Origin of the sequence: Natronocalculus amylovorans (assembly GCF_023638035.1) — an archaeon.
In the GTDB taxonomy this organism is placed as follows: domain Archaea; phylum Halobacteriota; class Halobacteria; order Halobacteriales; family Haloferacaceae; genus Natronocalculus; species Natronocalculus amylovorans.
The window spans coordinates 76731-95878 of record NZ_JAKRVX010000002.1; the positions used below are offsets into that span (position 1 = coordinate 76731).

The window sequence follows — 19148 nt, forward strand, 5'->3', positions numbered from 1 at the left end:
GTTCCTTAGTGTTTTGCGACCACTATGTGCAGTGACCCTACCTGCCATAGATTCGTGTATTTATTGAGAAACTTAGGAGAAAAATTAAAGCACGTGTTCTACGTTATCCTAAGTCAGAATGCAATCAAATTTACTCGAACCGGCTGTGGATGATATTCTCAAAAAAACGGTTTCAGCGGCAGACGGTGAACTACTGGTCGTTGATCCGTCGAAAGAGACTCTTGAAGCGCTGGTCTCTGTTGCAGCGGAAGCGGAGACGGATCTCGATGTCTCTGTGCTTGCCCGTGAAACAGTACTCAAACAAGTTACAAGCGATTTTATTTTTTCAAGCCGTATGGCAGATTTGGTTGCCGCAGAACAGCTCTCGTTACATGTCCTCGATACAGTTGCAGACAACTCGCTGCTTCTGTGGGATGATGCAGTCCTTGCGATCGTTTCTGGCACCGATTCAGTCTCTGCACTGGCTGCAACAGATGTGGACTTTATTCGATCGGTTCAAGCCAGTTACGAAGCACAAATCTCGGATGCCCCTGTCTTTTCGCTTCGCACACCACCGCTAAGTGAGGTTCGGAAAACGCTCCAAATGGAGATCTCTGCGGCTGCACAAACTGATTTTGATGCAATGCTTGGGTCGATCGACCGCATGGGTGAAAACGAGCCAGTCGACGAAGTTGTAATTTCGCTTCTCACTGCCGCAAAAAATGACGTTCTCCTGTACGATATCTCAAAATGGGGAGAGGATGTTGGCGTCGCAAGTAAAGCAACGTTCTCTCGGACAAAAACCCGGCTAGAGGATGCTGCGGTTATCGAGACAGAAAAAGTTCCGATCGACGTCGGCCGGCCACGACTTCGACTGACGCTCTCGCCAACGCTCACTACGAAAGAGCCGGCTGCGATCGTTGCTGCAACACGTGAGGCGATCGCACGATAGGGGTGGAGAAGATACGAGAAGAGACAATCGGTGCTGCCAACACCACCGGTCACAGTAGACAGTCGTCGTATTTTTCCGCCCACTATACAAAAGGGAAGTAATGAATATCGGTGTTGTTGGGAGCGGTCCGGCTACAGAGGCAGTTACTGCGGCACTTGGGGACATTGATGTGACTGTACAGTCACTTACCACAGCAGAGCTAGCAGCTGGAGAGACGGATACGCCGGTTGGGATCGTTATTGCACCGACAGGGGCAGCCGTGTTTGAGCACGCAACAACGGCTCTCAACCGGTGGGTTGCCGTCGAGATTGGTGGCTTTGGGGGGGTTGTACGGGGTACACTCGATGCAGCGGTTGTTACATTCGATCGTAACGCTGGCTGTTATCAGTGTCTCTCAACACGGGTGCAATCATCAGAGCGTTCCACAGACGACCCACGGGGAAGTCGAAGCGCCGTGCGGTACGCTGGCGCAGTTGCTGGAAAACAGCTTATTGAGCTGTTAACTGGCGATCGAACCGGAGGGACAGTTACTGAGATCGATGGGCAGACACGGACGTTTCTCCCAGTTCCAAACTGCACGTGCACATCGGCAAACAATGCGAAGACCGTCCCAACGCTCACAACAGCAACAGTGCCTGTGACAGAGTCGATCGAACGTGCAGAAAAGGCAGTTGATGAAAAGGTCGGGATACTCTCACAAGTTGGCGAGCGAGAGTCATTTCCGGTTCCATACTACATTTCGATGACTGCAGATACAACTGCGTTTAGCGATGCACAGGCGGCAGAGTTCGCAGCAGGTGTCGATGTTGACTGGGATCGTGCGTACATGAAGGCGCTTGGAGAAGGGCTTGAGCGATACTGTGCAGGTGTGTACCGAACAGCGGACTCTCAATATGCACCAGAGTCGAACCTTCGTACTGCAGTGTCACCCTCTCGATTTGTTCGACCTGATTCGTACGAACTGCCGGACACCGATACACCAATCAAGTGGCTTGAGGGGCGTGATCTTTTGACTGAAGAGACGGTTTCGATCCCTGCAGAATGTGTCTGGTATCCGCCACCGGAACGGCGATTGAAGCCGGCAATCACGACTGGACTTGGACTTGGGAACTCTGGCACGGAAGCCATTTTGTCGGGGCTGTATGAAGTCATCGAACGCGATGCGACAATGATTGGCTGGTACTCCACGTTTGAGCCACTCAAACTGTTGATCGAAGATGAGCGATTCATAACACTCGAAAAACGAGCACGGGCTGAATCACTCACGGTGACGGCACTGCTCAATACGCAAGATATTGATGTTCCCGTTGTTTCAGTTGCGGTCCATCGTGACACGGGCGAGTGGCCGGGCTTTGCAATGGGTTCTGGTGCAGACCTCGACCCTGTTTCTGCGGCCGTCTCAGCGCTTTCAGAGGCGCTTCAAAACTGGATGGAACTGCGTGCAATGGGTGAAGAACAGTCCAAACGACAGGAGGCTGCGATCGGCAAATATGGTTCATTCCCACAAATTGTGCGGCGGTTTGTGGACGTAGATGCGCCCGCAATTCGTGCGGCCGATCTTGACACACCCGAACTAGACGGAACCGATGAGTTAGCAGCGGTCTGTTCTCAACTCGAAGACGTGGACCTCTCAGCGTACGCAGTTCGGATAACCACTCGCGACATCGCACAGCTGGGATTCGAGGCGGTTAGAGTGTTGCTCCCAGCTGCCCAACCGCTGTTTACGGGGGACCCATTCTTCGGCGACAGAGCGACGGCAGTCCCAGAATCGATGGGGTTCGAACCACGGCTCGATCGGCCATACCATCCATACCCATAATCACTGTGTGTCTGCACTGGTATCGGCCACTGCGTGCTCAGGATCTTCGGCCGATCCGGATTGCTGGCCAGTAATTGAGACGTTGGCAGACCCACTTGTCTCATCAAACACGATATGGCGGTGTGGATACGCCATCTCCACATCCGCATCTTCAAATAGCTCTGCGATCCGGGTACGAACGTTCGATTGTATCGAGCCGATCTTGTATGGTGCCCTGACCCAATACCGGAGTCTGAGCAAAATCCCGTCATCGCCATACTGTTGAATCAAACAGGCGGGGCCTGCTGGATAGCGGGCAGTGCCGACACGGATATCAGGTCCGCCTTTAATAACTGGCTCAATGTCTCTTGCGGCTCGTTCCATCATGCTCCGGGCGGTCGGTACATCAGATTCGTACGTGATGAGTACATCTAGAGAGATACGCGTCCGCTCATCTTCGGCGGAGTAGTTTGCAACATCCCGCTCGCGGATATTCCCATTTGGGATTACCATGAATGTGTTATCAAGCGTGAATATTTTCGTGTAACGAATAGTAATATCGTCAACAAACCCTTGTGTTCCATCTTCCAACTCAATCATGTCACCGATTTCAAAGGGCTGATCTGCAAGCACAAATACGCCGTTTATGATATTCCCGACGATCGGTGCGAGAATGACACCAACAACCGCGGAAAACACTGCCAAATTAAATAGGATATTATCTAGCCCGAGGCCCAAAATGGATCCCGCAATAAACACTGAAAAGAGGATTGTGAGCCCACGCACGCCACCAAGAACGCTTTGGGCAACACTCTGTCTTGCAAACCGTTGTGCAACAGACCGACCAAGAAGGCGAACAAATACTTTTGAAAAGTAGACCCCGATTGCAACAATTATCAGTGCAAAAATCAGCCGGTGGCCGGGGAACTGCAGCCACTGTGGAAGCAGTTGTTCAAGGAGTGAGCGCGTTGTCTCTTCGGCGGACTCCCCGTTTTGCAACACAGTGGCGACACCGAACATATTCGTTTCTCACAGCGACTGGGAAAAAGCGTTGTCCTCGACGGAGCCGAATCACTAAGTCCTCATCGGACATTCGTTAGGTATGTTTGGATTTCAACGCCGAAACGGACCGACGTTTTCGATTGAACATCGATCGAAGCCAAGCGAGATTCTAATTACTGGGTTCTCTGCGCATGGTCTTGCGGGGTTAACTGCTGCAAACTATCTTGTTGACTATCTTTCACTGCGTGAGGAAGGCTACATTCGAGTTGAAGAGCTGCCTTCTATCACCCCATTTGAACAGGGACAGCCAAGACACCCGATTCGGTTGTACTCAAAACCGAATTTCGACATCACAATTCTGGTAAGTGAACTGTTTGTCCCCGCATCGTTTGGTGGACAGCTCAGCAGTGAGATTCTTGAGTGGACAGAAAAGAATCAGGTTGCAGAGATTACAATCCCTGCAGGCGTTCCGATTCCACATGGCCCTGATGGACACCAAACCTACTACATTGCAACTGAGGATTACCAACAGAGACGACTTACTGATATGGAGGTTCCGCCGATGGGGAATGGGTTTCTTGATGGAATCAATGCGGCACTAATCGAGCAGGGAATGGAGTCTTCACTCGGCGTTGGGCTACTTGTTACGCCTGTTCACGCACAAACACCGGATGTTGAGGCTGCGATCCGATTAGTAGAGACAATTAGTGAAATATATGAGCTTGATATTGATGCCTCTCCGTTAGAAGCTTTTGCAGCCGAGGTATCACAGTATTATAACGAACTTGCACACCGAATGGAGCAGCCAGAAGTAGATCTCCCTGAAGATCGAATGTACATGTAGTTTGCATCGTACACATTACAACTACGTTTCGGAATGGTGTGCAACTCGAGATTTAGTAAATTTATTATGTTGTAGGTGAATTGTATCAATATGGCAGACGAACTTCGGCAAACGCTTGAACGAGTCGGTGAGCGATTTAATCTTGGTGAGTATGAGATTGATGCATATCTCGCAGTCCTCGAGCACGGTGAACTCACTGCGAGTGAAATCGCAGACTCTACAGACATTCCACAGCCCCGTGTGTACGATACCGTCCGTAGCCTCTCCGATCGCGGATTAGTCGAACTTCGTGAATCCCGACCAATGAAAATTGTTGCTGTTGATCCAGAGGACTCATTTGGAGATATCCAGTCCTCATTTGTTGAGATGGTTGACGAACTCGGTGCCCGATACACTGCCCCTGCTCGTGATACAGAGGCAGTTTCACTGGTCAAATCCCGGTCGACAATCCTGCGCTATATCGAAGAGATCATCGACAACGCGGAGTACGAACTTGCATTGTCGTTGACTCCTGATCTCCTCCGACGGTTTGCTCCACAGATGGAGACAAAAATTGAGCAGGGAGTGAGTATTGAGCTTCTTGTGACACCAGCGAGCCGTGCCCCAGATCCTGCAGAGTTTGATTATTTATCTGTGGCAACGATCGCCCGTGCTCGCCGCGGAATTACGACACCCGTACTTGCAGTTGCAGATGGTGAGTACTCAATCTATGCAACCCAAGATGCTCTCCGCGACGATCAGGATCGATACGGTGTGATCTTCAACCGATCGGCACTTGGATTCCTCGTCTCTGGCTTCTTTGGAACCGTGCTTTGGACAACAGCAGAGACGCTTATTGCGGACGGAAAAGAACGGCCGTTCCCACGGCGGTATGCATCGATCCGTCGCGCGGTCAAGGATATCCGAGAGCTAGGTGGTGAGTTTTACGCAACGGTTGAAGGACGAGACATTGAGACTGGGAAGCCAACCGTTATTCAAGGGAAAGTCGTTGATGTTGCCTTCCAAGATACTGAAGAAGTTGCATCGCTCACGGTTGAAACCGCGAATGGGCGAGTCGAAGTTGGTGGATTAGTTGCTGCGCTTGAGGATATTGAGGGCCAAGAGATTCGGATTGGTCGCAACGAACCGCCGACACCAAGCGACACATAGCATAGTCTCACTCCGTATTTTTGTCGTCAAACTCAAACAGCAGCGCGTCACACGCTTCGCATGCCAATACTGTTCGCTCCGGCCGGTCATAGACACCGCGTGTTCCGCCACAACAGTTTCGATACATCGTCTCGGAAACAGGGCCACCACACGCGGGACACGTTTCGAGAAACATCCGGAGTGGCCGAACAGCACCTGCAGCGGTTCGACGATCGACACCGGATTCGACAAGCGCATTGATTGCTGCGGTTTCAGCGATTGCCACCGATCGAGAGAGCCATAAATCGTGTGGCCCTGCAACGAGTAGCCGATTTCCGTAGACACCGCTCTCTGCCTCAAATGGTGCGGCAGCAGCAGCGGCGGCGGCAACCGATTCATCAGATTTCGTTCGGAGCGACTGCATTCGATCGTACCACGTCCGTTCAAACGTCTCTGACAAATACAGCTGCCCATCATCAGTGAGCACGCCAGCCTCAAACAGTGCGTCGAGCACGGCATCCGGAGTGGTGTCACCGCCAATGGAGTCCGATGGCTCTGTCTGTTCTTCGTGATCGAACGAGAATGGAAGCGTCGCTGCAATTTTCGGCGCAAAGGCGGGTGTGTATGGAACAAAATACCCACGGAACCAGATCAACGCCGCACCGATAGACGCACTAAGTAGTGCAAGCCGTTTCGATCGGCGAGAAACAACAACAATGATCGACGCAAGTATCACACTATTGGCAATCGTGCACTGATTACAACGGTTCTCACCCGTGTATTCAGGTCGGCGAATCGTATCAAGAATCGACATACACGTAGCTATCGCTCAATCGGCTTGAGCGTTATCGAAAAGAGGTGAGCGACGTTATGCGGCAACGCCGAGCGTTTTGAGCTCTTCTGGGGTGCACTCTGCGCGGAGTTCGTCTTCGGTGTGGGACGCAACGATTTCGTCTCGTTCTTCAGCGGACAGTTCGTCGATGGATTCGAAACAGTGGCACATTGCATCAGTAATTGGGGCATACTGGCTCATAAACGCTGTTAGCACCGATAGTAAAGTTGTGTAACACGCTTACCCACATGACAAGGATTATGATTTCTGATCTACTCATTAATAAGTATGCGAACTAGTTTCAACATTCCAGATGAGCTTTTGAGTTCGTTTGATGAAACATGGCAAAAAGAGGGCTATGACTCTCGATCGCGTGCTGCTCGTGAAGCGATGCAGGAGTATATTGAATCGCACCAGGATCTTGAGATGGTCACCGGGGATGTTGCTGCAGTGCTTGCGTTTGACTATGAACATAGTGCCGTGATTGAAGCGCTGCATGACACCCAACACGATTTTCAAGATGTAATTTTGACCACCAGCCACTCGCATGAGGGTGAGTGGTGTTTAGAGACCATATTTTGCAGAGGAGACGCAACACGTATCCGATCGCTTGTCTACCGGCTCAAAGATTTTGACGCAGTCGGACAGGTCAAAGTGCTGTTGCTTCGGTAAGACGCTATCCACTGTTAGTGTCAACTCCAAGCGCTGTTGAGAGTGCGATCGATCCAGTAACCCCGGTTGCAGCGCGTTCAACAGCAAGCATACCTGAGATTGAGCGAAGCTGTTGAATAAAGTGGGCCCGATCGTCACCGGATCCGTACACTGCAATCAGTTCGAAACAGCAACCATCAATGTGTCCGTGTGTGTCTGCAATGACCAGTTCAGGATAGCGATGGCAGGTCGAAGCGATCTGTCGTTCGACCTTTGCATCCCCGTACTCGAACAATGCAACAATCGTAACGAGCCTGACCTCCGAATTGCGGGCAGAGGGAGAATCCGAGAGTACTGAACGGACTCCGGCTCGTATGATTTCGCTCCGACCACTGTATCCCTGCTGTTCTGCATACGTGTCTACTGCCTCAAGTAAGTTATCAGGCATTGAGACGCTTACAACTGCCATGCACCACGATTGATCTGTAGCGAGTAAGATTTTATTATTCAAAATAACACAATTCGTAATAACTATTATTTTAACGTCTTGATTTCATAACATAGTGTATGGAGACTGCATCAGATCTAATTCCAGTCACGGTGCTAAGCGGAAGCCTCGGCGCTGGGAAAACAACGGTACTAAACCACATTCTTCGGACGGAAACGGAACTCAACGCAGCAGTTGTGGTCAATGACATGGGCGATGTCAACATTGACGCGGAGCTTGTTGAACAACAGTCCGAGCTAACGCAGTCGGACGAAGAGATTATTGAACTCTCAAACGGATGTATCTGTTGTCGGCTTCGCGGAGACATGCTTGAGCGACTCGGCGAGCTTGCAGCAAATCGTGATTTTTCGTATCTGTTAGTTGAATCATCAGGGATCTCCGAGCCAATTCCGGTGGCACAGACGTTTGCACTTGGCTTCGAAGATGCCTCGTTTGACCCGACAGGCGTGTACAAGCTGGATACGATGGTCAGCGTCATTGATGCGTACAGTATGTGGGATGGCTTCGAATCCGGCGCTGCGCTCACTGATGAGGATGTTGTCGCAGATCACGATGATCGAGTGCCGGAAGCAGTTCTTATGGACCAGATCGAATTCTGTGATGTGTTGGTACTGAACAAGTGTGATCTTGTTCCTGATGCAGCACTTGATGAGATCGAGGCAGTCCTCCAAACCCTCCAACCGCGTGCATCAATTGTCCGTACGGAACATGGAGCACTGGACCCAAGTGAGATTCTCGAAACCGGCCGGTTTGATTTTGATGAGGCGAGCCAATCAGCAGGATGGATGCATGAACTACAGGAAGGCCACCACCACGAAGATGCAATGGCGGAACATGGTGTTGTTTCATTCACGTATCGACGCGATCGGCCGTTCCATCCTGCACGAATCGATAATATTCTTGCGACACTTCCCGATGGGATTATCCGCGCAAAAGGATTCTTTTGGTCAGCTGGAAGAGAGGATGTCGCAATGGGACTGGACAAAGCAGGAAAATCGGTACGGGCTGGACCGACTGGACAATGGATCGCAACGCTGCCACCGGAGCAACAAGAACGATACTTTGCCGCACGACCACAGATCAAAAAAGAGTGGGATGAGACGTGGGGTGACCGCGGAATTCAACTCGTCTTTATTGGCCGAGACTTCAATAAAACGGATCTCATTGAACAGTTAGATACAGCACTCGTCAGTGACGAGGAGTTCCAAGAGGAGTGGGACGCGTATCCGGATCCGTTTGCACCGCCAGAACAACGCGAACTCGCACTTGCAGATACGTAGCCGTGTCTGAACACGATCCATCCGACGACCAGCCACCACAGCGACCTGCAACAATCCTTACCGGAAGCCTCGGCGCAGGAAAAACGACGCTACTAAACTACCTACTCACCGAAACCGACCAAAAGCTTGCAGTCGTTATCAACGATGTTGCGTCGCTGAATATTGATGCAGAACGTGTGTCAGTCCAGACGGAACTTGTAAGCGGTGAATCAACAGTTACTGAGCTTTCGGACGGCTGTATTTGCTGTGGGTTGCAAGGAGTGCTCCGTGATGAACTGTACGCGCTTGCGCACACGTGTGAGTTTGACCACCTCATTATTGAGGCATCCGGAATCTCCGAGCCGGAGCCGATCGCTGGCCTCTTTCTGGGAAATACGACCATTGCTACGCTGTTTGAGCTTACAAACGTCGTGACTGTTGTCGATGCACCTCGTCTGAGTGATACATTCTCGGAAACGGAGCAAAAACCACAACAACAAGAGCAGCAATCGGGAAAGCCTCGACCGCTGTCAAATCTGACGATCGAACAGATTGAGTGCGGAAACCAACTCATTTTGAACAAGCGTGATCTGGTTGATGAGACGACCGCAGAGCGTGTTGAAAAGCTCTGTCGCCTGCTCGCACCAACTGCAAAAAAACAGTGGACGACGTATGGGATGATCGAGCCAGCAACAGTTCTTGAAGCCGGTGGATTTGATGCAGGAACGGCACCGATACAAGCAGGATGGAAGCAGGCGCTCGCTCGGGATGAGGAGCGCTCAACGACAGACAGCGAGTCTGCGTCCGCACAGACCTCCAACACGGAATCACATGAGCACAGCCATGACCACGAACACGACCACAATCATGCACACCCTCCGGAAGTATATGGAATTTCCGAGCTATCGTACTGTGTGCGACGGCCATTTTATCCAGATCGATTTGCGTCGTTCCTCAACACGCTCCCACAGACAATCGTCCGTGGGAAGGGGCTTGTGTGGTTGGCTCACGATTCCGAAACGGCATATATGCTTGATGTGGTTGGAAATCAGGCAACAGTGTCGGAGACCGGCCGCTGGATCGCAAGCCTCCCGGAAAAACGTCAAGCACAGTATCGTCGTGCACAGCCGGAGATCGAGTGGCATGATGAACATGGTGATAGAGAGCAACGATTTGCGCTGCTTGGAATCGCTCTTGATCGAAAACCAATACAGGATCGACTCGATGCCTGTCTTGTAACCGACACCGAGTGGGAACAGCTGACAACAATAGACGGTTTGCAGTTTGCAACGGCCAAAAAAGCGTCCTTTACGACACAAGACGAAGCAGACCAGTCAAATCCATACTAAACAGCGATGACACGAAAACCACGACTCAATCTGACTGTAACACCTCCTGAAAAGACGCTAACTGAAACCACTGCACCCGTTCGGCGGACAACGGATGAGCACGGGCATGCGATTGTCCGGCCGTTACAGGTTGGTATTATTACGGTGTCATCATCTCGACACGCGAACGCTGCGGAGAGCGCAGATCCGAGTGGCGATCGGATTATAGCGATTCTGCAAGCTGAAAATCACCGTGTTGTTAATCGAGCGCTTGTTCCAGATCGTACCGAATCGATCCAACAGGCGCTTGATCCGTTATTGGATGACCCAATTGTTGACCTTGTTATCACTACTGGTGGGACAGGGCCGACGATCGATGATGTGACACCGGATGCAGTGCGTACGCGCCTCGATCGGGAGCTACCTGGATTTGGCGAAGCATTCCGATATCTTTCATTCGAAGAAATTGGTGTTCGAACGGTATCAACGCGGGCAGCGGCGGGGATTGCCCGCGATACCCCCGTATTTGTCCTTCCGGGCAGTAAAAGTGCAGTTACGCTTGCTGTGGAGTCCATTATCTGCGTCGAAGCGCCACATCTTGTTGGACTTGCAACGAGACACAAATCGGGACAAAAATAACGTTTTTCCGGACAGAATTGTAGACCCATATTCATTACGTAGACGATTCTGCTATTCCCTACTAGTGTAGTAGTAGAATTTACTACAACAGCTGTAGTAAGTCATCCAAAGTTATATATTGATGTATACAAACACACCTAATTGTAATGGTCAATACTGACTCACACAAAAAATCGAGCCGAACTGGTGTCTCACGGCGCCGCTTTGTCCAAGCAGCCGGTGCATCAGGAATTACGGTTGGTCTTGCTGGCTGTCTTGGTGGCGACGGTAACGGCAACGGCAATGGGAATGGTAACGGTGAGGTAGACGGAGTTGAGGACGCACCATCAGATGCGATCGTCATCTCTGCAGATGCTGATCTCACAGAGATCGAAGACGATATTCAAGAGGCGCTTTGGGACGCCGGCTTGGATAACGACATCGAAATCGCAATGCAGGCCGGTGACTTCGAAACGGACAGTCGCCGCGACCAGTACACCTCCGCGCTTGAGGCAGGTCGATCGAGTCCTGACATCTTCATGATGGACAGTGGATGGACGATTCCGTTCATCGTGCGCGATCAGTTGCTCAATCTTGAAGAGAACCTTTCGAGCGACATTCTCGATAAGGTTCGAAGCGAGTACCTCCCATCAACGATTGACACCTCCGAAGATCCAGAGACGGGCGATCTTTATGGTCTACCGTTCTTCCCGGACTTCCCGGTCATGCAGTACAGACGTGATCTCGTTGAGGATGCCGGCTACGATACGTCTGGCTGGGATACCACACCAGTCTCGTGGCAGGAGTTCTCCGAGATTGCAGCCGATGTTCAGAGTCAAAACGAAGACGATGTCGACTACGCATTCACGACACAGGCAGCACCATACGAGGGGCTCGCCTGTTGTACATTCAACGAGACGATGTCGAGCTTCGGTGGCGCATTCTTTGGTGGCGTCGAGAATCTATTCGGCCCAGTCGGCGATCGACCGGTCACCGTCGAAGAGGAACCGGTGCTTGAGACGCTCCGTGCAATGCGCGCAATGATTCACGGTCAAGATGACGAACACGCCGCAGCAGGCTACGAGCAGATCGCCCCGGAAGCAATTCTACAGTGGCGAGAGGAGGAGGCCCGTGCACCATTCACGGATGGTAACGCTGTGTTCCACCGTAACTGGCCATACTCAGTTGTCATTAATGGTGAAGATGATGCATTCGGTGAAGACCTCGGAACGATGCCGCTCCCATACGGTATCGAAGAGAGTGAATCGGAGTATGATGGACTCGGTGGCAGCCGCGCAGCACTCGGTGGCTGGAACCTTGCAGTCAATCCAAACGGAGACAATATTGAGGACACGCTTGCAGTGCTTGAAGCGTTCGCAGATGAGAGCGTAATGCAACGGGTCTTCGAACTGAATGGAAATATTCCACCAATTGTCTCCGTGATGGAAGATGCAGACCGTGACGAACTCGGAACGATTGGCCGGTACGTTGATACACTTGAGTACGCTGGTGAGACGACGGTTGCTCGCCCAGTGACGGACGTGTGGCCACAGCAGGCACAGTTTGTCTATCAGGAAGTTCACGACGTATACACACAGACGAGTTCACCTGAGGAAGGAATGAGTAACCTCGCAAACTTCCTTGAGCAGACCGAAGAGTAAAGTCCACGAAAAATCATACTATTTTGGTACACTAAGGCATGGCAACTGACCAAGACACGGCTGCAATGGATATGGACACTGGGAGCGGTGGCCCATTATCAAGTGTAGTCAACTGGATGGAGAACCTCAGTGAGGCGGCATACGCGTACCTGCTTTTGGTACCTGCGTTCTTTTTCATCACGCTCGTTGCGTTCTACCCACTGCTAGATACACTTCGGCTCTCGTTTATTGTCGAAGGTGCGCGTGGGACTGAGCCAACAATCGGGCTTGAGAACTATATTGACCTACTCACTGGAAGTGCATTGATTTCAAGACAAGTATTAGATGTTGGGTTTACTGCAGCGTTCCCGTTCATTGAACTCGGCTCGCCGTTTTTCAGACAGGCGCTTTTTGTGACGATTACGTTCGCGATCGTCAGTGTCCTGCTTGAGACATTGATCGGATTCGGTCAGGCGCTTGTACTCGATAAAGAGTTCAAAGGCCGCCGATGGGTTCGTGTTGCAATTATTATCCCATGGGCAATTCCGGTTGTCATTCAAGCAATGATCTTCTATCTCTTGTTCCAGCCAACCGTTGGATTCGGTTCTGAGCTGATGCAAGCGTTAGGGATCTTTGGATCGACTCCGTTAGCAAACAGTCGAGATTCGTTTATTATCGTCTTGGTCGCTGATGTTTGGAAAACATCGGCGTTCATGGCGCTTTTAATCCTTGCTGGATTGCAGAGTGTCGATCGAAGCCTCTACGACGTCGCAAAAGTGTCTGGAGCATCACCATGGCAGCGATTCAAAATGATCACACTACCGCTGGTGCTGCCAGCGCTTATTGTCGCGATGTTGTTCCGGACAATGGACGCAATGCGTGTGTACGGCATCATCGACGCAACCGCAGGCTGTTCGACAGTACCATCGCTGACGTGTGTTGTTGTTGATGCAGTTTTCGCAACGAGACAGTTCGGTATTGCAGCAGCAGCCGCGTTCTTCACTGCAGTCGTGATTGGCGCGTTTATTTCGATCTATCTGCTGTTCTTTGCTGACTCCGATGGAGGGTACTTCTAATGGCAACAGAAACAGATACCCAACAGATTGGGACCAACAAAGAGGACGAACCGGAGTTAGATCGTGGTCCGTTTGAAGCGTGGGCAGCACGATCAATCAAAAATCCAAAACGAGCGTACAAGGCGATGTTCTACACCGCCATGATCTTCTTCCTCGTCACAACGCTCTTCCCGTTCTACTGGCTGCTTATGGTGGCACTGACACCTGATGGAAGTTTACAGAATATTGTCCTCGCACCAGCAACGTTTGACCCGACGCTGTTGCTTGCCGGTGATCTGACGATGGGAACAAATCCGGGGGCTTTCGTTGAGATTTTTGAGCGGCTCCCGTTCCACCGATATATGTTCAATAGCTTCGTGATTGCAACAGTCACGACGGTTATTGTGTTGGTTGTCTCGAGTCTTGCTGGCTATGTGTTCGGTCGGCTGCGATTCAAGGGAAAGAGCCCACTAATGCTGCTCGTGCTTGTTGTTTCGTTCTTCCCACCTGCAGCGTTCTTCCTCCCGCTCAACCAGCTTTTCAACCGTAACTTTGCGGTGTTACAGCCGGTGATGAGCGATGGGAGCCTCTACAACACGCCGTATGCAATGATTATCCCGTTCAGTGCGTTGTTCTTACCGTTATCAATCTTTATTCTGACAACATTCTATGCACAGATTCCAGACGGTTTGGAAGATGCAGCACGAATTGAAGGGACAACGCGGCTTGGCGCGCTCTTCCGTGTGATTATCCCGCTATCTGCGCCCGGTGTGGCAACTGCGGGTGTGTTGACCTTTATTGCGGTGTACAACGAGTACTTCTTCTCCTCGTTGATGACCGACCCCGGTGCAGAGAACTGGGCACCGATCGTCGAGGGTATTCTCGGCTACCAGGGGCAGTATCAAGAGCTGTACAACCTCATGGCAGCTGCAAGTATTGTCGGGGTACTTCCCGTAGCGATCCTTGTGGTTGTCGCACAGGAAAAGATTGTAAGCGGTCTTACCGCAGGAGCACTTAAGGAATAATCATGGCAGACGTTAAACTCGAAAATATCGTAAAACAGTACGAAGACGTAACGGCAGTCGATGACATGAATCTCGACATCAAACATGGTGAGTTTGTCACCTTTGTTGGACCGTCGGGGTGTGGAAAATCGACCACTATGGAAACGATCGCAGGGCTGACAAAGCCAACCTCAGGAACGGTTATGATTGGTGAGCGAGATGTCACCGATCTCCCACCGAAGGATCGTGGAATTTCCATGGTGTTTCAGAACATCGCACTGTTCCCACACATGGATGTCTACGACAACATCAGCTTCGGTCTCCGACTCCGAAAATATGATAAATCAGAGATCGATCGCCGCGTCGAAAAGGCAGCAGAAGTTGTCCAACTTAATGGGATGATGGAGCGGATGCCGGATGAGATGTCCGGTGGACAGCGACAGCGTGTTGCGATTGCACGTGCGATCGTCCGAAATCCGGATGTGTTCTTGATGGATGAGCCGCTTGCAAATCTTGATGCAAAGCTCCGCGTCCACATGCGCACTGAGCTACAGCGGCTCCACAAAGAGCTGGATACGACTATCATCTACGTTACACACGACCAAGCAGAAGCGATGACGATGAGCGATCGGATTGCAGTCATCAATGCTGGACAGCTCCAGCAGATAGATCCACCCCTGGTCTGTTACAACGAACCAGCAAACCTGTTTGTCGCAGGATTCATTGGCTCTCCATCGATGAACTTTGTCGAGGGTGAGGTTGCAGGCTCCGGATTTACATCCGATGATGTAAAGGTCTCTTTCAATCCATCTGACTACAACTTGGGTCGAGGCAAAGATGTGACGCTCGGCGTTCGGCCGGAAGATGTCTATCTTGCCAACAATAGCCGAGAGGCAGCCGATCCAACGGTTCCGCTTACCGCAACCACAGATGTCCTTGAGCCGATGGGGAACGAAATCTTCGCATATCTCACATTCGACGAGGATGCAACCTCATCAATGACTGATGCACAGCTTCCTGGACAGCTGTTGATCAGTGTTGATCCAGACACCGAGATTGAAGAAGATCAAGAGATTGAGGTTGTCCTCGATCGAAGCAAAATTCACTTATTCGACACTGCAGGTGGCAAAGCGCTCACCCACGAAATCACCGATACAGGCGCGACAAGCACAGCGGGTGCAGACGCAGAAGTCGGAACTGACGACTAACGTCATCTCCTTATCTCGTTATAACCGGTTGTTTTTCCTGAACATAATAGAACGTGAGATTTAACAACAGTAGTAGTGAATCCTCAACTAATGTCGATCGATTCATCGGTACGGGTTGGGATTGTTGGTCTCGGTGGGATCGGGCACCACCACGCAGAGCGACTCAAAGAACAGGCTGTAACGCTCGCAGGTGGCGTCGATATTAGTGATGGGGCACGAGAACGATTTACCGAGCGGTTTGATGTACCAGCGTATGCGGATGCTGAAGAGCTGTACACAGTGTGTGATGCGGTACTCATTACGACACCAAACAGATTCCACGAAGAGTATGCGGTTTCGGCACTTGAAGCAGGGCTTGATGTGATGCTCGAAAAGCCGCTTGCACATACGCTCGAGAGTGCAGAGCGGATCGCAGACGTCGCCCATGAGGCAGAGGGGTTTTGTATGGTTGGCTTCAACAACCGATTCGGAAACCCAGTTGAGGTAATTAAGCAGTACCAACAGGATGGCCGATTTGGCGAACTTACCCACATTGAGGCGAACTACATCCGTCGCCGGGGTGTTCCGGGGCGTGGATCCTGGTTTACCTCAAAAGCGGTCGCTGGTGGCGGTTCAGTGATCGATATTGGTGTTCACGCGATCGACCTCGCGCTGTACTTCCTTGATTTCCCTGACGTTGTTGAGGTATCAGGTGTTACCCGATCGGAGTTTGGAAACCGCGAAGACTACACGTTTGTCGAAATGTGGGGCGAAGATGCCGGTGCAGAAGGGTTTGATGTTGATGACTCCGCAAGCGCATTCATTCGAACTGCAGATGACAAGACAATCTCACTGGAAGTTGCGTGGGCAACAAACCGACCATCAAACAACGAATTCGTGCTGCGAGGAACTGAGGCTGGTGCACACTACGATCGAGCCAGCCATGAGCTTACCATCTATGAGGCAGCCAAACATGGGGGCGACCACCTCAGCGATTCTTCGATCGAAACGCGGAGCAATGACACACACAAAGCTGAGCAGACGTACTTCCTAGAACACGTCTCGACAGGTGAAACACCAGCACGGAATACGGTCGAACAGGCACTGAGTGTGCAACGGGTCATGGACGGCATCTATCGATCGTCTGAAACTGGCCGTGCGGTCCAACTTGAGTAAGACATAATCAGGGTCTTTCCTGAACTTTTATTCACACCGTAGTAATATATCAACGTATGCAGATTGGTGTACTCACCGTCCCGTTGGGGAATCAATCGATCGAGGATGCATTCGACTACCTGTCTTCGATCGGTGTTGGTGCTGTTGAGCTTGGTGTTGGTGGTTGGCCGGGTGAAGAGCATCTCGACCGAGCCGCGTACCTTGACAATGAGGAACTACAGGCAACGCTACACGAATTATGCAAGTCACATGGGCTGACGATTAGTGCGCTTGCAACACACAACAATCCACTGCACCCGGACGAAGAGCGTGCTACTACTGCAGATACGGAACTCCGCGAAGCGATCGACCTCGCGGCACAGCTTGATGTAAACACGGTTACATGCTTTTCTGGACTCCCGGCTGGGGGACCCGATGATTCGGTTCCAAACTGGATCACAGCCCCGTGGCCAACCGAGCACAAAGATGCGCATGAGTACCAGTGGGAGATCGCCATCGAGTATTGGAGCGACCTTGCAGCGTACGCTGATGAGCACGATGTCGACGTTGCGATCGAAATGCATCCGAATATGCTCGTGTATGAGCCACATGGGATGATGAAACTCCGCACGGAAACAAACAATCGAATCGGTGCAAACTTCGATCCATCACATCTATATTGGCAAGGCATCGATGTGATCGATGCCATTCGGTTCCTTGGAGCGGAGGATGCGATTCATCACGTCCACGCGAAGGATACGAAAGTGTACGACGCAAACAGCCGTGAGAAGGGCGTACTCGATACAACGGACTACACTGACGAACCGAATCGATCGTGGCTCTTCCGATCGATCGGCTATGGACACGACGAAGCGCACTGGAAAGATGTGGTATCGACGCTTCGGATGGTTGGGTATGAAGGGGCCCTCTCGATCGAGCACGAGGACTCGCTTACTTCCTCACGCGAGGGGCTTGAAAAAGCAGTTGCTGTGTTAGAACGCGCCGTGTTTACGACCGAACCGGGCGATGCATATTGGGCTGAATAACGGAGAAAAGGAATGAGTGACACTGAAACACTTGACATTGGCGTTTTGGGGTATCGGTTTATGGGAAAAGCACACGCGAACGCGCTTGCGCGCTTGCCGATGTTCTTCCCTGACGCACCGAATGTTCGCCGTCATACCTTGATCGGCCGAGATGAGGATGCACTTGCGGACGCAGCCGATCAGTTTGGGTTTGAACAGACCGCAACTGATTGGGAAACGGTGATAGATGACGTGGACGTCTTCTACAATCTGGGACCAAACCACGTTCATGCGGAGCCCTCGATCGCAGCACTTGACGCAGGCGTGCCTGTCTTCTGTGAAAAACCGCTTGCACCGACACTTGCGGATGCTGCACGGATGCGGGATGCCGCTGCCAACGCAGAGGTCCCAGCTGGCTGCGCGTTCAACTATCGATTCGTTCCAGCGATCAGGTATGCAAAGCAGCTGATTGATGCTGGTGAACTCGGTGACATTCACCATGTTCGCGGCCGATATCTTCAAGACTGGCTGGTTGATCCGGAGGCACCGTGGGCATGGCGAATGGACAACGAACGTGCTGGCTCCGGCGCACTTGGCGACCTCGGTGCACACACGGTCGATCTAATCAGATTCCTCGTTTGTGAGCACACCGGAGAGATCGATCGGCTCTCTGGACAGCTCCAGACATTCGTCGATGAGCGACCGGTGTATGGTACCGACGGAACCATCAAGGAACATCGGCCAGTGACCGTCGACGACGCCTACACTGCGCAGATAGAATTCGAGAACGGGGCAGTCGGCTCGCTTGAAGCCTCGCGCTTTGCAACTGGACACAAAAATGACCATACGATTGAGATTCACGGCTCAGAGGGGAGCCTCAAGTTCTCACTTGAGCGACTCAATGAACTTTCGGTACTAACAGGTACTAATCGCGGGTACGAGACTGTTCTTGTGACGGATGAAGACGATCCATATGTCGATGCATGGTGGCCACCAGGCCATGTTCTCGGCTGGGAACACACGTTTGTTCACGAGAACTACGAGTTCCTCTCTGCGGTCGCAGGCGGCGGCCCATTCGAGCCGTCATTTGCAACCGCATACGATGTACAGGTCGTGTTAGATGCGATCGAACAATCAGATTCGGCTGGTGAGTGGATTTCGCTACCGTAGGCGTCGAAAGCGT

19 protein-coding genes are annotated in these 19148 nt (G+C 51.6%); 15 read left to right on the forward strand and 4 right to left on the reverse strand.

What is annotated here, in order from left to right:
- The first annotated feature begins 118 nt into the window (after positions 1–118).
- A complete protein-coding gene (gene tbsP / locus AArcSt2_RS04675) occupies positions 119–931 on the forward strand; it encodes a transcriptional regulator TbsP (protein WP_250583262.1) in 813 nt (270 codons plus the stop codon).
- Between the two features lie 100 nt (positions 932–1031).
- The gene (locus AArcSt2_RS04680) at positions 1032–2750 is read left to right on the forward strand and encodes a YcaO-like family protein (protein WP_250583263.1); all 1719 of its coding nucleotides are present in this window, start codon (positions 1032–1034) and stop codon (positions 2748–2750) included.
- On the opposite strand, the gene AArcSt2_RS04685 is transcribed toward AArcSt2_RS04680, so the two are convergent.
- Positions 2751–3749, reverse strand: a complete 999-nt coding sequence (locus tag AArcSt2_RS04685; protein ID WP_250583264.1) for a mechanosensitive ion channel family protein — start codon at positions 3747–3749, stop codon at positions 2751–2753. It abuts the gene before it with no gap.
- 82 nt (positions 3750–3831) lie between these two features.
- On the opposite strand from AArcSt2_RS04685, the gene AArcSt2_RS04690 reads away from it, so the two are divergent.
- Together AArcSt2_RS04690 and trmB are read left to right on the forward strand one after the other, a co-directional pair.
- On the forward strand, positions 3832–4575 hold the full coding sequence (locus tag AArcSt2_RS04690) for a proteasome assembly chaperone family protein (protein ID WP_250583265.1): 744 nt from the start codon (positions 3832–3834) through the stop codon (positions 4573–4575).
- A 90-nt stretch (positions 4576–4665) separates the two neighbouring features.
- Positions 4666–5724: an HTH-type sugar sensing transcriptional regulator TrmB gene (gene trmB, locus AArcSt2_RS04695; RefSeq protein ID WP_174654232.1), complete on the forward strand. Its 1059-nt coding sequence runs from the start codon at positions 4666–4668 to the stop codon at positions 5722–5724.
- 7 nt (positions 5725–5731) lie between these two features.
- Here the strand turns inward: trmB and AArcSt2_RS04700 are convergent, their stop codons facing one another.
- Together AArcSt2_RS04700 and AArcSt2_RS04705 are read right to left on the reverse strand one after the other, a co-directional pair.
- The gene (locus tag AArcSt2_RS04700; protein WP_174654233.1) at positions 5732–6517 is read right to left on the reverse strand and encodes a DUF8054 domain-containing protein; all 786 of its coding nucleotides are present in this window, start codon (positions 6515–6517) and stop codon (positions 5732–5734) included.
- A 54-nt stretch (positions 6518–6571) separates the two neighbouring features.
- Positions 6572–6736, reverse strand: coding sequence for a hypothetical protein (locus AArcSt2_RS04705; protein WP_174651921.1), 165 nt, complete (start codon positions 6734–6736; stop codon positions 6572–6574).
- A gap of 87 nt (positions 6737–6823) precedes the next feature.
- Between AArcSt2_RS04705 and AArcSt2_RS04710 the strand changes: the two genes are divergently transcribed.
- Complete coding sequence (locus AArcSt2_RS04710; protein ID WP_174654234.1) at positions 6824–7207, forward strand: CopG family ribbon-helix-helix protein; 384 nt, start codon at positions 6824–6826, stop codon at positions 7205–7207.
- Between the two features lie 4 nt (positions 7208–7211).
- Here AArcSt2_RS04710 and AArcSt2_RS04715 read toward each other — a convergent pair whose 3' ends face one another.
- Positions 7212–7655 (reverse strand): CopG family ribbon-helix-helix protein, encoded by a 444-nt coding sequence (locus AArcSt2_RS04715; RefSeq protein WP_250583266.1) that lies wholly within the window; start codon positions 7653–7655, stop codon positions 7212–7214.
- A gap of 98 nt (positions 7656–7753) precedes the next feature.
- On the opposite strand from AArcSt2_RS04715, the gene AArcSt2_RS04720 reads away from it, so the two are divergent.
- The 10 genes from AArcSt2_RS04720 (at position 7754) to AArcSt2_RS04765 (ending at position 19135) form a co-directional block, all read left to right on the forward strand.
- Complete coding sequence (locus AArcSt2_RS04720) at positions 7754–8974, forward strand: GTP-binding protein (protein ID WP_250583267.1); 1221 nt, start codon at positions 7754–7756, stop codon at positions 8972–8974.
- 2 nt (positions 8975–8976) lie between these two features.
- Positions 8977–10302: a CobW family GTP-binding protein gene (locus tag AArcSt2_RS04725; RefSeq protein ID WP_250583268.1), complete on the forward strand. Its 1326-nt coding sequence runs from the start codon at positions 8977–8979 to the stop codon at positions 10300–10302.
- A 6-nt stretch (positions 10303–10308) separates the two neighbouring features.
- Complete coding sequence (locus AArcSt2_RS04730; RefSeq protein ID WP_250583269.1) at positions 10309–10920, forward strand: MogA/MoaB family molybdenum cofactor biosynthesis protein; 612 nt, start codon at positions 10309–10311, stop codon at positions 10918–10920.
- 146 nt (positions 10921–11066) lie between these two features.
- Positions 11067–12560, forward strand: coding sequence for an extracellular solute-binding protein (locus AArcSt2_RS04735; protein ID WP_250583270.1), 1494 nt, complete (start codon positions 11067–11069; stop codon positions 12558–12560).
- 38 nt (positions 12561–12598) lie between these two features.
- Positions 12599–13615, forward strand: coding sequence for a carbohydrate ABC transporter permease (locus tag AArcSt2_RS04740; RefSeq protein ID WP_425493646.1), 1017 nt, complete (start codon positions 12599–12601; stop codon positions 13613–13615).
- Positions 13615–14619: a carbohydrate ABC transporter permease gene (locus AArcSt2_RS04745; protein ID WP_250583271.1), complete on the forward strand. Its 1005-nt coding sequence runs from the start codon at positions 13615–13617 to the stop codon at positions 14617–14619. The genes AArcSt2_RS04740 and AArcSt2_RS04745 overlap by 1 nt, the downstream gene beginning before the upstream one ends.
- 2 nt (positions 14620–14621) lie before the next feature.
- Positions 14622–15806 (forward strand): ABC transporter ATP-binding protein, encoded by a 1185-nt coding sequence (locus AArcSt2_RS04750; RefSeq protein ID WP_250583272.1) that lies wholly within the window; start codon positions 14622–14624, stop codon positions 15804–15806.
- Positions 15807–15896: 90 nt separating this feature from the next.
- Positions 15897–16961 carry a Gfo/Idh/MocA family protein gene (locus tag AArcSt2_RS04755; protein ID WP_250583273.1) on the forward strand — a complete coding sequence of 355 codons (1065 nt, stop codon included), beginning with the start codon at positions 15897–15899 and terminating at the stop codon, positions 16959–16961.
- A gap of 56 nt (positions 16962–17017) precedes the next feature.
- Positions 17018–17986 carry a sugar phosphate isomerase/epimerase family protein gene (locus AArcSt2_RS04760; RefSeq protein ID WP_250583274.1) on the forward strand — a complete coding sequence of 323 codons (969 nt, stop codon included), beginning with the start codon at positions 17018–17020 and terminating at the stop codon, positions 17984–17986.
- Positions 17987–17998: 12 nt separating this feature from the next.
- Complete coding sequence (locus AArcSt2_RS04765) at positions 17999–19135, forward strand: Gfo/Idh/MocA family protein (protein ID WP_250583275.1); 1137 nt, start codon at positions 17999–18001, stop codon at positions 19133–19135.
- Positions 19136–19148 lie beyond the last annotated feature (13 nt).

Coding starts and splice junctions, on each gene's coding strand:
- trmB (WP_174654232.1), top strand. CDS start 4,666: ATGGCAGACGAACTTCGGCAAACGCTTGAACGAGTCGGTGAGCGATTT.
- AArcSt2_RS04680 (WP_250583263.1), top strand. CDS start 1,032: ATGAATATCGGTGTTGTTGGGAGCGGTCCGGCTACAGAGGCAGTTACT.
- AArcSt2_RS04730 (WP_250583269.1), top strand. CDS start 10,309: ATGACACGAAAACCACGACTCAATCTGACTGTAACACCTCCTGAAAAG.
- AArcSt2_RS04685 (WP_250583264.1), bottom strand. CDS start 3,749: ATGTTCGGTGTCGCCACTGTGTTGCAAAACGGGGAGTCCGCCGAAGAG.
- tbsP (WP_250583262.1), top strand. CDS start 119: ATGCAATCAAATTTACTCGAACCGGCTGTGGATGATATTCTCAAAAAA.
- AArcSt2_RS04740 (WP_425493646.1), top strand. CDS start 12,599: ATGGCAACTGACCAAGACACGGCTGCAATGGATATGGACACTGGGAGC.
- AArcSt2_RS04700 (WP_174654233.1), bottom strand. CDS start 6,517: ATGTCGATTCTTGATACGATTCGCCGACCTGAATACACGGGTGAGAAC.
- AArcSt2_RS04765 (WP_250583275.1), top strand. CDS start 17,999: ATGAGTGACACTGAAACACTTGACATTGGCGTTTTGGGGTATCGGTTT.
- AArcSt2_RS04760 (WP_250583274.1), top strand. CDS start 17,018: ATGCAGATTGGTGTACTCACCGTCCCGTTGGGGAATCAATCGATCGAG.
- AArcSt2_RS04755 (WP_250583273.1), top strand. CDS start 15,897: ATGTCGATCGATTCATCGGTACGGGTTGGGATTGTTGGTCTCGGTGGG.
- AArcSt2_RS04750 (WP_250583272.1), top strand. CDS start 14,622: ATGGCAGACGTTAAACTCGAAAATATCGTAAAACAGTACGAAGACGTA.
- AArcSt2_RS04715 (WP_250583266.1), bottom strand. CDS start 7,655: ATGGCAGTTGTAAGCGTCTCAATGCCTGATAACTTACTTGAGGCAGTA.
- AArcSt2_RS04745 (WP_250583271.1), top strand. CDS start 13,615: ATGGCAACAGAAACAGATACCCAACAGATTGGGACCAACAAAGAGGAC.
- AArcSt2_RS04720 (WP_250583267.1), top strand. CDS start 7,754: ATGGAGACTGCATCAGATCTAATTCCAGTCACGGTGCTAAGCGGAAGC.
- AArcSt2_RS04705 (WP_174651921.1), bottom strand. CDS start 6,736: ATGAGCCAGTATGCCCCAATTACTGATGCAATGTGCCACTGTTTCGAA.
- AArcSt2_RS04735 (WP_250583270.1), top strand. CDS start 11,067: ATGGTCAATACTGACTCACACAAAAAATCGAGCCGAACTGGTGTCTCA.
- AArcSt2_RS04710 (WP_174654234.1), top strand. CDS start 6,824: ATGCGAACTAGTTTCAACATTCCAGATGAGCTTTTGAGTTCGTTTGAT.
- AArcSt2_RS04690 (WP_250583265.1), top strand. CDS start 3,832: ATGTTTGGATTTCAACGCCGAAACGGACCGACGTTTTCGATTGAACAT.